This window comes from Streptomyces sp. R21, from assembly GCF_041051975.1.
Lineage (GTDB): Bacteria > Actinomycetota > Actinomycetes > Streptomycetales > Streptomycetaceae > Streptomyces.
Genome location: NZ_CP163435.1, coordinates 3,082,625 through 3,095,925 on the forward strand (window position 1 = coordinate 3,082,625; position 13,301 = coordinate 3,095,925).

The window sequence follows — 13,301 nt, forward strand, 5'->3', positions numbered from 1 at the left end:
TGCACGTTTCCCGACCGGCGGGACATTGTCCATCCCCCGGTCAGGGTCCGTCCCCCAACAGGGTTGGCCCCCGGTCGGGATGGGGCCCGGTCAGGCTCGGCTGCTCTGGTCACCCACAAGAGTGCCGATCTTCTCACCCTTGACGGCGCGCGCGATATTGCCCTCCGCCAGAAGCTCGAAGACCAGGATGGGCAGCTTGTTGTCCCGGCACAGGGTGATGGCCGTCATGTCGGCGACCTTGAGGTCGCGCGTGATGACCTCGCCGTAGCCGAGCGAGTCGAACTTCACCGCTTCGGGGTTGGTCTTCGGGTCGGAGTCGTAGACCCCGTCCACGCCGTTCTTGCCCATCAGCAGCGCCTCGGCGTCGATCTCCAGGGCGCGCTGGGCGGCGGTGGTGTCGGTGGAGAAGTACGGCATGCCCATACCGGCGCCGAAGATGACCACACGGCCCTTCTCCAGGTGGCGCACGGCGCGCAGCGGGATGTACGGCTCGGCGACCTGGCCCATGGTGATGGCGGTCTGGACGCGGCTGTCGATGCCCTCCTTCTCCAGGAAGTCCTGGAGAGCCAGGCAGTTCATGACCGTGCCGAGCATGCCCATGTAGTCGGAGCGGGCCCGGTCCATGCCGCGCTGCTGGAGCTCGGCGCCGCGGAAGAAGTTGCCGCCGCCGATGACGACCGCGATCTGGGCACCGCCGCGCACGACGGCCGCGATCTCACGGGCGATCTTGTGCACCACGTCAGGGTCGACGCCCAGTCCCCCGCCACCGGCGAACGCCTCGCCGGAAAGCTTCAGCAGAAAGCGGCCCGCGCCCTTGCCTTCGTCGCTCTTCTCGCCCTTGTCGGCCTGGCTGGTGGTCATGGAGATCTCGCCTCTTTTACGTGTCGCACATACGAAGAAGGCCATTGCCGATGGGGTGCTGGCTCCCATGCTCGGCAATGGCCTCCTCGTCAGATCTGCTGTCGTCCGGCACGCACGCGCGCGTGCCGACGTACGCGGACGACTGCTGACGACCCTATCGGGGTCGCGCGTCGATCGCGGTACGGACTCAGATGCCGACCTTGATGCGCGTGAAGCGCTTCAGGGTGACACCGGCCTCGTCCAGGACCTTCTGGACGGACTTCTTCTGGTCCAGCGCGTAGGGCTGGCCCAGCAGGGTGGCCTCCTTGAAGAAGCCGTTGACGCGACCCTCGACGATCTTCGGGAGCGCGGCCTCGGGCTTGCCCTCGGCGCGGGTGGTCTCCTCGGCGACGCGGCGCTCGGACTCGACGACCTCGGCCGGGACGTCCTCCTTGGAGAGGTACTTCGGCGCGAAGGCGGCGATGTGCTGCGCGACACCCTTGGCGAGGTCGGCGTCGGCCTTGTCCAGCTCGACCAGGACACCGATCTGCGGGGGCAGGTCGGGCATGGTGCGGTGCATGTACGCGGCGACGTAGGTGCCGGAGAACGCGGCGAAGCGGTCCAGGACGATCTTCTCGCCCAGGGTCGCGTTGGCCTCGTCGACGAACGCCTGAACCGTCTTGCCGGCCTCGATCTCGGAGGCGAGCAGCGCCTCGATGTCGGCGGGGGCGGTGGCGGCGGCGTGCTGGGCGATCTGGTTGGCGACGGCCTGGAACTTCTCGCCCTTGGCGACGAAGTCCGTCTCGCACTTCAGCTCGACCAGGACACCGGAGGTGTTGTCGTCGGCGATGATCGAGACCACGGCGCCGTTCTCGGCGGAGCGGCCCTCGCGCTTGGCGACCCCCTTCTGGCCCTTGATGCGCAGAGCCTCGACGGCCTTGTCGACGTTGCCCTCGGCCTCGTCCAGCGCCTTCTTGCAGTCCATCATGCCGGCGCCGGTGAGCTCACGGAGCTTCTTGACGTCAGCGGCGGTGTAGTTCGCCATGATTCCTGGAATCTCTCTCGGAGTCTGAAGTCTGAAGATCTACGGGCCGAACGGCGGGGGCTTTGTGGGCCCCCGCCGTCCGAAATACCCGAAGAGGTGAGGGTCAGGCCTGCTCGGCGTCCGCGGCCGGGGCCTCGGCGGCGGGGGCCTCAGCGACCTCGGCCTCGGCCTCGGCGACCGGAGCCTCGGCAGCAGCCTCGGCCGGGGCCTCAGCAGCGGCCTCGGCCGGCTTCTCGGCCTCGTCGGCCTTCTTCTCGCCCTCGAGCAGGTCGCGCTCCCACGCGGCGAGCGGCTCGCCCGCGGCCTTGTCACCCTCGGCGGCCTTGCCGGCGCCGGAACGGGAGATGAGGCCCTCGGCGACGGCGTCGGCGATCACGCGGGTGAGCAGGGTGACGGAGCGGATCGCGTCGTCGTTGCCCGGGATCTTGTAGTCGACCTCGTCGGGGTCGCAGTTGGTGTCGAGGATGGCGACGACCGGAATGTTGAGCTTCCGGGCCTCGCCGACCGCGATGTGCTCCTTCTTGGTGTCCACGATCCAGACGGCGCTGGGCACCTTGGACATCTCGCGGATACCACCGAGGGTCTTCTCCAGCTTGGCCTTCTCGCGCGAGAGCACGAGAAGCTCCTTCTTGGTGAGACCGGAAGCGGCGACGTCCTCGAAGTCGATCTGCTCGAGCTCCTTGAGGCGCTGCAGACGCTTGTAGACGGTCGAGAAGTTGGTGAGCATGCCGCCCAGCCAGCGCTGGTTGACGTAGGGCATGCCGACGCGGGTGGCCTGCTCGGCGATGGCCTCCTGCGCCTGCTTCTTCGTGCCGACGAACATGACCGTGCCGCCGTGGGCGACGGTCTCCTTGACGAACTCGTAGGCGCGGTCGATGTACGACAGCGACTGGAGCAGGTCGATGATGTAGATGCCGTTGCGCTCGGTGAAGATGAAGCGCTTCATCTTCGGGTTCCAGCGACGGGTCTGGTGACCGAAGTGGACGCCGCTTTCCAGCAGCTCCCGCATCGTGACGACGGCCATGGCCGTTCTCCTTGATTTTCTCGGTTGTGCCGCGTGTGCCGGACGGCACTCGCGCCTGACGCCCGCGTGCGCCTTGCCACAGAGGACCGAGGAGCGCTGACACCGGCTTTTCGTCTTGCGACTCATGGCCTGATGTCGGGGCGTGCGAAGTCGACCCGGTGACCCGGATCGCCAGAAGAAGTGTACGGGACCCGCGAGGTGCCGGGTGACGCCGCTGTCCACAACCGGCCGGTACTCCACAGATCCCGGCGAGGACGCCCCGACCTGCGGCACGGTTCCCGCATGCGAGCGAAACGATGTGTGCGTACGTGGCTGGGGTTGCTTCTGGTGTTGACGGCGACCGTCCTGGGGGTAGCGCTCCCGTCCGCCCTCGCGTGGTCGAGCGGCACGGCGCCGCCCGCACCACCCGAGCCGGACACCCCGGTGCCGTCCGTCGCCCGCGCCTGGCCGGTGGGCAACCGCCCTCTCGTCGTACGGGGCTGGGAGCCTCCGGCGACGACCTACGGCCGCGGCCACCGGGGCGTGGACCTGGCGGCGCTTCCGGGTGCTCCGGTGCGGGCGGTGGCCCCGGGGCGGGTGTCCTTCGCGGGCCGGGTCGGGGGCCGCGGCGTGGTCTCGGTGGAACTGTCGGGAACGGGCGAACCCCCGCTGCGCACGACGTACGGCCCCGTCCACGCGACGGTACGGAAAGGCGACGAGGTCACAGCGGGCGACCCCCTGGGCACCCTGGACCCCTCCCCCGCCCACTGCCCCACGTCCTGCCTCCACTGGGGCCTGCTGAGAGCCAAGACCTACCTGAACCCCTTGTCCCTGCTCCCGCCCTGGCTGCTCGACAGGGGGCCTTCACGCTTGCTGCCGGTGACGTAGACACTCCGCTGCGGGCAATGGTGGGCACCACCCCCGGGTGCCGAACACGGCAGGGCCTCCGCCACAGAGGCCCTACCCCCGAACCCCCCGCAGAGCCATGGAAACGGCCGCGTCGGTAATGGCGAGGGGGTCCTCGGCCGCCCCCAGCTCGATCCGCCGCACCGCCGCGTCGACAATCCCCTGCAACAACATCGCGGCAAGCCTCGGCTCCGCATGCCCCAACGCCCCGAGCGCCTCGCCGATCATCGCGACGAGCCCCCCGTGCGCGGCTCGGATCTTCTCGCGCGCCCCGGCGTCGAGCTCGCTCGCGGAGATGGCGACCACGGCCCGGTGCCGCCGGTCCCCGACCAGGGCGAGCTGCCGCCGGACGTACGCCTCCACCTTGCCCTCGGGGGTGTCGGCCGCGGCCATCGCCGCCTCCACCTCCGCCGCCCAGACGGGGAAGTCGGCCTCGCACAGTTCCTCGACGACGGCCGCCCGGGACCGGAAGTACTCGTACACGGAGGACCGCGCGAGCCCCGTGCGCTCGGCGAGCGCCGGGAACGTCAGCGCCTCCGTCCCGCTCTCGGACAACAGGGAGCGCGCCGCGTCCAGCAGGGCGGCTCGCTGCATCGACCGGTGCTCGGCCACGGAGGCCGCTCGAATCCTTGGCACGTCAGCCACTTTACGGACGGACCGCCCCCGGCGGCAGTCACTCCGGCCACCCGGCGGGAACCGGGCAGCGGCCGGGCACCGGCAAGGGGAGGGACGTTTCAGCCCCCTGCACCACCGGGGTCACCGCCCGAAGCTCGCCAGCTTCGCCCGCAGCTGGAGCACGGACTTGGTGTGGATCTGGCTCACCCTGCTCTCGGTCACACCCAGCACATTGCCGATCTCGGCGAGTGTGAGCCCCTCGTAGTAGTAGAGCGTGACCACGGTCTTCTCGCGCTCGGGCAGGGTGTTGATCGCCCGCGCCAGGAACCTCCGCAGCTCCCGGTCCTCGGCGACCTCCACGGGGTTGTCGGCGCCGGTGTCCTCAAGGGTGTCCATGAGGCTCAGCCGGTCGCCGCCCTCGCCGCCGACATGCAGCAGCTCCTCCAGGGCGACCACGTTGGCCAGCGACAACTGGCTGAAGACCGCGTGGAGTTCCTCGACGGCGATACCCATCTCGGAGGCCACCTCGCCCTCCGACGGCGTGCGCCGCAGCTTCGCCTCCAGCGTGGCGTAGGCCCGCTCGACATTGCGCGCCTTCTGCCGCACCGACCTCGGAATCCAGTCCAGCGCCCGCAGTTCGTCGATCATCGCGCCCCGGATCCGGGTGATCGCGTACGTCTCGAACTTGATCTCCCGCTCGATGTCGAACTTCTCGATCGCGTCGATCAGTCCGAACACTCCGGACGAGACGAAGTCCGCCTGTTCGACATTGGCCGGCAGACCGACGCTCACCCGGCCCGCGACGTACTTCACCAGCGGCGAGTAGTGCAGGATCAGCTGCTCCCGCAGCCGCTCGTCGCCCGTCGCCTTGTACGACCGCCACAGCTCGTCGAGGGTCGAGGGAGCGGGCGGGCGCCCGTTACCGCCGTCGCGGGCAGCTGGGGGGATCGCCGCCCGGTCGGACCCGGAGGTGTGCTGGGGCATTCGTCGCCTTGTGCCGTTCTGCCGTGAACTGTGGGTGCCTGGGTGAGCTGTCGGTCTGATGTCGAGTTGCCTGTCTGCGTCGGAATCCACGTGAGCGTAGCGTGACTGGAGTGTCGCAGTGCGCGAACAGCAGGGGATCACCCCTGCGCAGATACGTTCCGCTGGGCGACACCCAGGGTCCCGATCGTCGCCCTGTGTGATCACCGCGAGGCGCCAACTACGGGAATTGCCAAGGGTGTCGGCGTTCGCCCGGACGGCCGAACACGCTCGGTCAGCACCCGCTTCGATCACCGCGGACGGAGATCATCGCCTGGCGTGTCAACTTCCAGCCGTCGCCGTGTCGTTCGACGAATCCAAGTGATCGGAGTTCGTACAGTCTCCCGACCGTGTCGTCCTTCGTCATACCGGCATCGCGGGCGATCTCGTCCGCGCTCGCCGCACTCCGGCCCGGCAGCGCGGCCAGCACCCGCCGCGCCCCCGGCTCCAGCAGGTCACGCGGCAGCACGGGCCCACGCCGGTCCGGGGCGAGCTCCCCCATGTCGCCCACCAGTTCGGCAACTTCCTCGGCGTCGGAGACCAGCACCGCCTCCTCGCGCAGGAGTTCGTGCACCCCGGCCGACAGTCCGCTGGTGACGGGGCCCGGCACCCCTATCGTGAACCGCCCCAGCCGCTGCGCCGCCCGCGCCGTGACCAGCGCCCCGCTGCGATACGCCGCCTCGACGACCACGGTCCCCCGGGTGAGCGCCGCGATGACCCTGTTGCGCAGGATGAATCTGCTCGGCGTCGGATGATCGCCGGGCGGCAACTCCCCCACGACCAGCCCCTGTTCAGCGATCCGGGTGATCAACTGGGTGTGTCCGCGCGGGTAGGGCCGGTCGACGCCGCAGGCCAGCACGGCGACGGTGGCGCCGCCCGCCCCGAGTGCGCCCCGGTGCGCGGCACCGTCCACTCCGTACGCGCCGCCCGACACCACCACCCACCCCCGCTCCGCGAGACCTGCGCCCAGCTTCGCCGCCATGTGCGCCCCGTACTCGGTGCAGGCCCGCGCCCCGACGACCGCCACCGACCGCAGCGCCCATATCCGCAGACTGGGCCGCCCCCGCACCCACAGCCCCGTCGGCCGGGAGTCGCCCAGGTCGTCGAGTTGCGCGGGCCACTCCGGGTCACCGGGGCAGATGAACCGTGCCCCCGCCTCCCGCGCCTCGGCCAGATCCCGCTCCGGCCGCACCCGGCCGGCCCGCCCCCGCAGCCCCTCCCAGCGCTTCGCCGACGCCCCGGGCAACGGCTCCCCTCCCGTCACCAGCCGCCGTGCCACTTCCACGGCCCCGAACTCCCGCAGCCACCGTCCGCCGAGCTCGTCCCCGGGTTCGATGACCCGGGCGAGGGCCACCCGGGCAAGCCGATCGTCGTCCGTCATGGGCGCGAGCCGATCAGCATCGGCACTCCGCGGGGCACGCCGGTGCGCAGTTGCAGGGCGAGGGTGACGTCCCCGGCGTCGGGGCGGTCGTGCCCGCTCAGGTCGGCGACGCTCCAGGCGACGCGGAGCACCCGGTCCAGGCCGCGTGCCGTCAGCGCACCGCGCTCCAGGCTCCGTTCCGCCTCGTCCATCGCGCCCGGCAGGGCCTGCCAGCGGCTACGCAGCTCCCGCCCGGGCACCTCGCTGTTGGTGTGCCACGGGGTCCCGGCAAGGCGTGCGGCCGCCCGCTCCCGCGCCGCCCGCACCCGGTCCGCCACCATCTGCGTCGACTCCCCCTGAGCGCCGCGCTCCGTCAGCTCGGCCCGGGTGACCGGCTCAACGTCGACCCGCAGGTCCATCCGGTCGAGCAGCGGCCCGGAGAGCCTGGCCTGGTAGCGCCGTACGCTGGAGGGCGGGCACTCGCAGAGGTCGTTGGCCACGCTGAAGCGCCCGCAGGGGCAGGGGTTGGCCGCGAGCACCATCAGGAACTTCGCCGGAAACCGCACGACACCGGCGCTGCGTGCGATGACGACGTGCCCGGCCTCAAGCGGCTGCCGCAGGGCGTCCAGCGCGAAGCTGCTGAACTCCGGTGCCTCATCCAGGAAGAGCACCCCACGATGGGCCAGCGACACGGCGCCGGGCCGGGCGAGCCCCTTGCCGCCTCCGACGAGTGCCTGCATCGTCGCCGAGTGGTGAGGCGCGCAGTAGGGCGGGTCGTCCACCATCGGTTTGCCCGCCGGCAGCAGGCCCGCGACCGAGTGGACCGCCGTCACCTCCAGGGACTCGGTCCGGGTGAGACGGGGCAGGATCGACGGCATGCGCTCGGCCAGCATCGTCTTGCCCGCTCCCGGTGGGCCCTGCAGAAAGACGTGGTGTCCGCCGGCGGCAGCGACCTCCATCGCGGTGCGCGCGGACAGCTGGCCGACCACGTCGGCGAGGTCGTGCCCCCGGTCGTGCTCGGCCACGGCCATGCCGCACAGGCCGGTCGCCTCGCCCGTGCCGGGCACGCGCAGCCCGGCGAGGAGCGGGTCGGGCCGGCCGAGCTCGTCCGGCGGCTCCTCGGGCACCGGCTCGTCCGTCAGTACCGCGATCAGCTGACGCAGGCTGCGGACGCCGAGCACCGAGACCCCGGGCACCAGCGAGGCCTCGGCCGCCGCGCACTCCGGGACCACCACCTGTTCGTAGCCCGCGTCGGCCGCGGCCAGCACGGCCGGCAGCACGCCCCGCACCGGTCGTACCCTCCCGTCGAGCCCCAGCTCGCCGATCATCACGATGTCGGCGAGGACACGGGGATCGATGCGCTCGGCGGCTCCGAGTACGGCGCACGCCACGGCGAGGTCGAAGCCGGAGCCGCCCTTGGGCACGGACGCCGGGCTCAGCCCGACCGTGAGTTTCTTCTGCGGCCACTCGGCGCCGGAGTTCACCACCGCGGCCCGCACCCGGTCGCGGCTCTCCGTCAGGCTCTTGTCAGGGAGCCCCACCAGCGTGAACGCGGCGACTCCGGGCTCCAGGTCGGCCTGGACCTCGACCACGACGCCCTCGACGCCGACGAGCGCCACGGAACACGTACGCGCGAATCCCATCAGGCCACCCCCCGCACATGCTCGACGACGGGTGCTCCGCGGTCGGGGAGAAGGACGCCCACGAGGTCGATACGGACCCCGCCGGGTGGTGCGCCTCCGTGTTCCTGCAGCCAGCGTTCGGCCAGGTCGCGCAGGCGGTCCGCCTTCGCGGGCGTGACGGAGGCCATCGGGTGTTCGAAGGCCCCGGCCCTGCGGGTCTTGACCTCGCACATCACCAGCGCGTCGCCGTCCCGCGCCACGATGTCGATCTCACCGGTCCTGCCGCAGCGCCAGTTGCGCTGCACGACCGTCATCCCGGCCTCGGCCAGCCGCCGTGCGGCCAGGTCCTCGCCGTACTTTCCGAGTGCGCTGCGTGCGTTGCCCGTCTTGTGTGTGCTCATGTCGGCACCACCTCCGACGCACACACTGAACCCACGACGGCCCGCTGTTGGATCTTGGTGGACGGCCGGACGATTGTGGATAACCCTGTCACCCACAAGAGCGTCCGGCCGGCCCTCAGCTGCTCGGCCCAGCCACTCGGCTCAGCTGCCCGGCAGCTCCAGATCACTCTTGTTGAGCTCTTCGATGTTCACGTCCTTGAATGTGAGGACCCGCACCTGCTTCACGAAACGAGCAGGTCGGTACATGTCCCACACCCAGGCATCCGCCATGGATACCTCGAAGAACACCTCGCCCTGGACCGAGTGCACCTGCATCTCGTAGTCGTTGGTGAGGTAGAAGCGCCGTTCGGTCTCGATCACATATTTGAACAGACCGACGACGTCGCGGTACTCGCGATAGAGCTTCAGCTCCATCTCGGTCTCGTACTTCTCGAGGTCCTCGGCGCTCATGGCATGTTCCCCTTCAGCCGTGCGTCCCCCTATTGTGCGCCAGCCCCGCGAGCCCCTAGACGATTTCGGTGTCGAGGACCTCGGGCCTGACCGGGGGACCTTCGTCGAGCAGCCTCCGCAGCAGCCCGGCGAGTCTGGTCGGATACACCGTCTCATGCGCTTCGGCCAGTTCCTGGCACGTCCACCAGCGCGCTCCGGCGACACTGCGCCGTTCCAGCTCCGTCTGCCCGGCGGCCACGGTCGCCGTCTGGGTCGTACGGGCCAGGTAGTACCACTCGTCCTGATCCCATCGCCGTCCCGCGAACGGAAAGGAGCACATCCTCTGCCACAGCACCGGGCCCAGTGCGACCTCGGTGATGCCGGTCTCCTCCGCGAGTTCCCGAAGGGCGGCCTCCTCGCGCGTCTCCTCGCCCTCCAGACCGCCGCCCGGTGTGAACCACCAGTCGTCCGAAGGATCGTCCGGCTCGTGTCCGTGCAGCAGCAGGATGCGCTCCTGCGGGTCGAGGAGAACGACCCGGGCGACCTTGCGCGGTCCGCCCTCGTGGGAGTCCTCGGCCGTGTCGCCGTACGACGTCTCAGCGGGCACCGGCGAGCTCCGCCCCCGCCCGGCCGCGCCGTCGGCCCGCCCGCTTGGCGATCGGGCCGTAGGCCGCGCCGCCCAGGACGAGGACGGCGCCGGCCACGATCGCGGTGAGGACCAGCCGCAGCGGTCCCGGCGAGGAGATCCCGCCGAGGGTCTCGAAGCCCGTGGGGCGCTTCAGCATGCCGTTCATGGGCCACGCCACGGCGTCCACACGTGCCTTCACCACACTGCGCGGCACCGAGCCACTGCCCGCCTCCGTGAGGTGAGCCGTGGAGTCCAGCGAGCCGCTGCGCTCGTCACCGAGCAGGAACAGCCGCCCCTTGGGAACCTCGATGGTCGGGATCGTGGTCGACTCGGCGGCTTCGCCCTTGGCGAGGTACGGCTCCTCGATCTTCTTGCCGTTGACGGTCAGCTTGCCGTTCGTGCAGCAGGCGACGGTGTCCCCGCCGATCGCGACGACCCGCTTCACGAGGAGCATGTCTCCCCAGGACTTCTGCTTGAAGACGACGACGTCACCGCGCTTGATGTCGCCGCCGTCGATCCGCTCGGCGAGGATCCGGTCCCCGGCCACGATCGTCGGCGACATGGAGTCGGTCGGCACGGTGTACGGCTGGTAGACGACAGCGCCCCAGGCGAATCCTCCGAGGAAGAGCACACAGCCGAGGGCCACGGCCAGTCCCGACAGCACGCTGCCGAGCCGCCCGCGGCCCTCGCCCATGTCACGTGTCCTGCTCATCCCAGTGCTCCCCCAACTCGGAGAATCGATCCCGCGGCCCGAAAACCGGGCCGCGGAAGATCGGCGATCTGGGACGGCACCCTACCCGGCGGTACCCCCGCCAGAAACCCTCAGTTTCCGACGGTAAGGCGCCGCCTGCGCCACAGCACCAGCGGCACCGCGCCCGCGAGCCCGAGGGCGCCCGGAGCGGCCGCGCTGAGGTCCTGGTCGAAGGTGTCCGGAACGGGCAGTGTGTCCCAGCGGGTGGGCGGCCAGGCGATCACGATGGCACGGCCCACGACGTTGCCCACCGGCACGAAGCCCTTGTTCTTGTCCTGCTGGTGGTAGCGGGAGTCCTGCGAGTTCTGCCGGTGGTCGCCCATGACCCAGATTTTGCCCTTGGGTACCTTCACCTTGAACTGACCGCCGTCGTCGACGCTGCACGGGGTGTTGCCGGCGTAGACGAAGTCCGCGTCGTTGAGCGCCTTGCCGTTGACCTTGAGCGGGCCCGTGCCCTTGCACTCGATGGTGTCACCGCCGACGCCGATGACCCGCTTGATGAGGTCCTTCTCGTTGGCGGACGGCATCAGGCCGATCCAGCCCAGGACCCGCTGCACGGGGTTCGGTTGGGGGGTGGGCTCGCCGTCCAGCCAGTGGTCGGGGTCGTGGAAGACGACGACCTCGCCGCGCTCGGGTTCGGAGCCGAACCACGGGGTGAGCTTGTCGACGAGCACGCGGTCACCCTGCTCGAGCGTGTGCTGCATCGAGTCCGACGGGATCGAGAACGCCTGCACCAGGAAGGTCTTGATCAGCAGCGCGAGAACCAGCGCGATGCCGATGAGGAGCGGGAGTTCCTTCCAGAAGGAGCGTGGCTTCTTGGACGGCTGTTGCTGCTCGCCCTGCTCCTTCGTACCACCGTCGTCCCCGGAGTCACTGCCGGAGGTTGCGACGTCTTCCGTGGCCGGGGTGGCCGTCTCGTCGGTTCGCTCCGGCTGCTCCTCGGGGCCATCGTGTCCGGATCGTGCGCCGACCGCCAAATCCCCCACATCCACTCCTCACTCCGTGCCGCCGCCTGCCTCGTATCCGACGCAGGCCCACCACTCCCATAACGAGCGGGAGTTCCGCAGGGCTCGGGAGCGGGATCAATCCATTCAGATCCGCGGAGGCCACCCTATGCGACGGGCCGAGAGCGGTGGTCGACCCGCTCGCCACGGACGCGTATGTGTCCGGTTCCTCGAGACGGCTCCAGTGCCCGAGCGGCCAGGCGATGACCATGGCGCGCCCGACGACCGATTTCTCGGAGACGGTGCCGCTGTACTTCTCGGTGCGGTGGAAGCGCGAGTCGGCCGAGTTGTCCCGGTGGTCGCCCATCACCCACAGGCGCCCCTCGGGCACCTTCACCTCGAACGCGAACGCGGAGGGCTTGTTGTCCGCCGCGTGGATGTAGGGCTCGTTCAGGGGGGTGCCGTTGACCGTCACGCGCCCCTGGGTGTCGCAGCACTTCACGGTGTCGCCGCCGACGGCCACGACCCGCTTGATCAGGTCCCGTTCGTTGTCGGAGGGCAGCAGGCCGATGAAGGTCAGCCCCTCCTTGACCTGTTTGACGACAATGGGGTCGTCCTTCTTGGACGTCGACTGCTCGTCCTTGAGCCAGTCCCCGGGGTCCTTGAACACGACGACATCGCCGCGCTGGGGCTTGGAACCGAACCACGGCGTGAACTTGTCGACCAGGACACGGTCGCCGATCTGGATCGTGTTCTCCATGGACCCCGACGGGATCACGAAGGCCTGCACGAGGAAGGTCTTCAGGACGAGGGCTATCAGGACGGCGACGCCGACGAGGAGAGGTATCTCCTTGACCGCCGAACGCCGTCTGCGCCGCTTGACCTTGCGCTGGAGCTTGCGCCGCTCGGCACGGCCCGGCCGGGAGGCCCCGCCGGCACGCCGCGACCCGGTGGGCAGCAGGTTGTCGGCGGCCGTGCTGGAGGCGCCGCGCGGTCTACCGCGGTTACCCATGGGCACCGTCCGCGGCGGGCACGCGCGCGTAGGCGCCAGGACGCTCCAGGCGCGTCCAGTGGTCCGTGGGCCAGGCGATCCAGTCGGCCCGGCCGATGACGTCGTCCACGGGGATCATGCCGCCGCCCGGGGAGCCCAGGTGGTCGCGGGAGTCACGGGAGTCGCTGCGGTGGTCACCGAGGACGAACAGCGTGCCGTCGGGCACGACGACGTCGAAGGACACGCCGGACGGACTGTCCCCGGGGTAGAGAAACGTCGACTCGTCGACCGACCGGCCGTTCACCTCGAGCCTCCCCTCCTTGTCGCAGCAGACCACATGGTCTCCCCCTACACCGACGACGCGCTTGATGTAGTCGGCGTTCCCGAAATAGCCAGTGCCGTCGAACACAACGACATCGCCCCGCTGCGGCTCGGAACCGAAACGGTACGCCAACTTATTTACGAGAACGCGGTCCCCGATCCTCAATCCCTGCTCCATGGAGCTGCTGGGGATCTGGAACGGCTGCATCACAAAGGTGCTGAGGATCAGCAGAAACAGCAGGCAGACGAGCCCGGTCAGGGTGATCCGGCCACCGGGGAGCCGGTCCGCGACCCAGGAGACCAACGCGAAGCGCGACCGGTCCTCCGGCCCTTCGGTGTCCGAGATCTCCTCGGAGTCGGAAGGGCGGGAGGAGCGGTCGCGCTCCAGGTGCTGTGCTTCGGTGTCCATCGGGGCCAGATGTTAT

At 70.0% G+C, this 13,301-nt stretch carries 15 protein-coding genes; 1 reads left to right on the forward strand and 14 read right to left on the reverse strand.

All coding sequences use genetic code 11. From position 1 onward, the window contains the following. Positions 1 to 90 precede the first annotated feature (90 nt). The 3 genes from pyrH to rpsB all read right to left on the reverse strand — a co-directional run bounded on the left by pyrH (position 91) and on the right by rpsB (position 2,909). On the reverse strand, positions 91 to 861 hold the full coding sequence (gene pyrH / locus AB5J56_RS13685) for a UMP kinase (RefSeq protein WP_369232986.1): 771 nt from the start codon (positions 859 to 861) through the stop codon (positions 91 to 93). A 187-nt stretch (positions 862 to 1,048) separates the two neighbouring features. Then, entirely contained in the window at positions 1,049 to 1,885 is an 837-nt protein-coding gene (tsf, locus tag AB5J56_RS13690) for a translation elongation factor Ts (protein WP_369232987.1), read from the reverse strand. Between the two features lie 103 nt (positions 1,886 to 1,988). Next, the gene (gene rpsB, locus AB5J56_RS13695) at positions 1,989 to 2,909 is read right to left on the reverse strand and encodes a 30S ribosomal protein S2 (protein WP_369232988.1); all 921 of its coding nucleotides are present in this window, start codon (positions 2,907 to 2,909) and stop codon (positions 1,989 to 1,991) included. A 282-nt stretch (positions 2,910 to 3,191) separates the two neighbouring features. Here rpsB and AB5J56_RS13700 point away from each other — a divergent pair, with 282 nt between their 5' ends. After that, positions 3,192 to 3,776 (forward strand): murein hydrolase activator EnvC, encoded by a 585-nt coding sequence (locus tag AB5J56_RS13700; RefSeq protein WP_369232989.1) that lies wholly within the window; start codon positions 3,192 to 3,194, stop codon positions 3,774 to 3,776. Positions 3,777 to 3,848: 72 nt separating this feature from the next. Here AB5J56_RS13700 and AB5J56_RS13705 read toward each other — a convergent pair whose 3' ends face one another. The 11 genes from AB5J56_RS13705 to lepB (AB5J56_RS13755) form a co-directional block, all read right to left on the reverse strand. Next, positions 3,849 to 4,406 carry a TetR/AcrR family transcriptional regulator gene (locus tag AB5J56_RS13705; RefSeq protein WP_369242536.1) on the reverse strand — a complete coding sequence of 186 codons (558 nt, stop codon included), beginning with the start codon at positions 4,404 to 4,406 and terminating at the stop codon, positions 3,849 to 3,851. Between the two features lie 144 nt (positions 4,407 to 4,550). Continuing rightward, positions 4,551 to 5,393 (reverse strand): RNA polymerase sigma factor WhiG, encoded by an 843-nt coding sequence (gene whiG / locus AB5J56_RS13710; RefSeq protein ID WP_369232990.1) that lies wholly within the window; start codon positions 5,391 to 5,393, stop codon positions 4,551 to 4,553. A 271-nt stretch (positions 5,394 to 5,664) separates the two neighbouring features. After that, the gene (gene dprA, locus AB5J56_RS13715; RefSeq protein WP_369232991.1) at positions 5,665 to 6,810 is read right to left on the reverse strand and encodes a DNA-processing protein DprA; all 1,146 of its coding nucleotides are present in this window, start codon (positions 6,808 to 6,810) and stop codon (positions 5,665 to 5,667) included. Then, positions 6,807 to 8,432: a YifB family Mg chelatase-like AAA ATPase gene (locus AB5J56_RS13720; RefSeq protein ID WP_369232992.1), complete on the reverse strand. Its 1,626-nt coding sequence runs from the start codon at positions 8,430 to 8,432 to the stop codon at positions 6,807 to 6,809. The genes dprA and AB5J56_RS13720 overlap by 4 nt, the downstream gene beginning before the upstream one ends. Then, complete coding sequence (locus AB5J56_RS13725) at positions 8,432 to 8,812, reverse strand: YraN family protein (protein WP_369232993.1); 381 nt, start codon at positions 8,810 to 8,812, stop codon at positions 8,432 to 8,434. Before AB5J56_RS13725 ends, AB5J56_RS13720 begins: the two co-directional genes overlap by 1 nt. A 141-nt stretch (positions 8,813 to 8,953) precedes the next feature. Next, complete coding sequence (locus tag AB5J56_RS13730; RefSeq protein WP_005311352.1) at positions 8,954 to 9,262, reverse strand: DUF2469 domain-containing protein; 309 nt, start codon at positions 9,260 to 9,262, stop codon at positions 8,954 to 8,956. 55 nt (positions 9,263 to 9,317) lie between these two features. After that, entirely contained in the window at positions 9,318 to 9,848 is a 531-nt protein-coding gene (locus AB5J56_RS13735; protein ID WP_369232994.1) for an NUDIX hydrolase, read from the reverse strand. Continuing rightward, complete coding sequence (lepB, locus tag AB5J56_RS13740) at positions 9,838 to 10,581, reverse strand: signal peptidase I (RefSeq protein WP_369232995.1); 744 nt, start codon at positions 10,579 to 10,581, stop codon at positions 9,838 to 9,840. Before lepB (AB5J56_RS13740) ends, AB5J56_RS13735 begins: the two co-directional genes overlap by 11 nt. A 110-nt stretch (positions 10,582 to 10,691) precedes the next feature. After that, the gene (gene lepB, locus AB5J56_RS13745; protein ID WP_369232996.1) at positions 10,692 to 11,606 is read right to left on the reverse strand and encodes a signal peptidase I; all 915 of its coding nucleotides are present in this window, start codon (positions 11,604 to 11,606) and stop codon (positions 10,692 to 10,694) included. Then, entirely contained in the window at positions 11,491 to 12,576 is a 1,086-nt protein-coding gene (gene lepB / locus AB5J56_RS13750; RefSeq protein ID WP_369232997.1) for a signal peptidase I, read from the reverse strand. Before lepB (AB5J56_RS13750) ends, lepB (AB5J56_RS13745) begins: the two co-directional genes overlap by 116 nt. Further along, on the reverse strand, positions 12,569 to 13,285 hold the full coding sequence (lepB, locus tag AB5J56_RS13755; protein ID WP_369232998.1) for a signal peptidase I: 717 nt from the start codon (positions 13,283 to 13,285) through the stop codon (positions 12,569 to 12,571). Before lepB (AB5J56_RS13755) ends, lepB (AB5J56_RS13750) begins: the two co-directional genes overlap by 8 nt. Positions 13,286 to 13,301 lie beyond the last annotated feature (16 nt).

Bases quoted from the DNA above. Each gene is read 5' to 3' on its own strand.
- pyrH (WP_369232986.1), bottom strand. From the start codon at position 861: ATGACCACCAGCCAGGCCGACAAGGGCGAGAAGAGCGACGAAGGCAAG.
- AB5J56_RS13720 (WP_369232992.1), bottom strand. From the start codon at position 8,432: ATGGGATTCGCGCGTACGTGTTCCGTGGCGCTCGTCGGCGTCGAGGGC.
- AB5J56_RS13725 (WP_369232993.1), bottom strand. From the start codon at position 8,812: ATGAGCACACACAAGACGGGCAACGCACGCAGCGCACTCGGAAAGTAC.
- AB5J56_RS13730 (WP_005311352.1), bottom strand. From the start codon at position 9,262: ATGAGCGCCGAGGACCTCGAGAAGTACGAGACCGAGATGGAGCTGAAG.
- lepB (WP_369232998.1), bottom strand. From the start codon at position 13,285: ATGGACACCGAAGCACAGCACCTGGAGCGCGACCGCTCCTCCCGCCCT.
- AB5J56_RS13700 (WP_369232989.1), top strand. From the start codon at position 3,192: ATGCGAGCGAAACGATGTGTGCGTACGTGGCTGGGGTTGCTTCTGGTG.
- lepB (WP_369232997.1), bottom strand. From the start codon at position 12,576: ATGGGTAACCGCGGTAGACCGCGCGGCGCCTCCAGCACGGCCGCCGAC.
- rpsB (WP_369232988.1), bottom strand. From the start codon at position 2,909: ATGGCCGTCGTCACGATGCGGGAGCTGCTGGAAAGCGGCGTCCACTTC.
- lepB (WP_369232995.1), bottom strand. From the start codon at position 10,581: ATGAGCAGGACACGTGACATGGGCGAGGGCCGCGGGCGGCTCGGCAGC.
- whiG (WP_369232990.1), bottom strand. From the start codon at position 5,393: ATGCCCCAGCACACCTCCGGGTCCGACCGGGCGGCGATCCCCCCAGCT.
- tsf (WP_369232987.1), bottom strand. From the start codon at position 1,885: ATGGCGAACTACACCGCCGCTGACGTCAAGAAGCTCCGTGAGCTCACC.
- dprA (WP_369232991.1), bottom strand. From the start codon at position 6,810: ATGACGGACGACGATCGGCTTGCCCGGGTGGCCCTCGCCCGGGTCATC.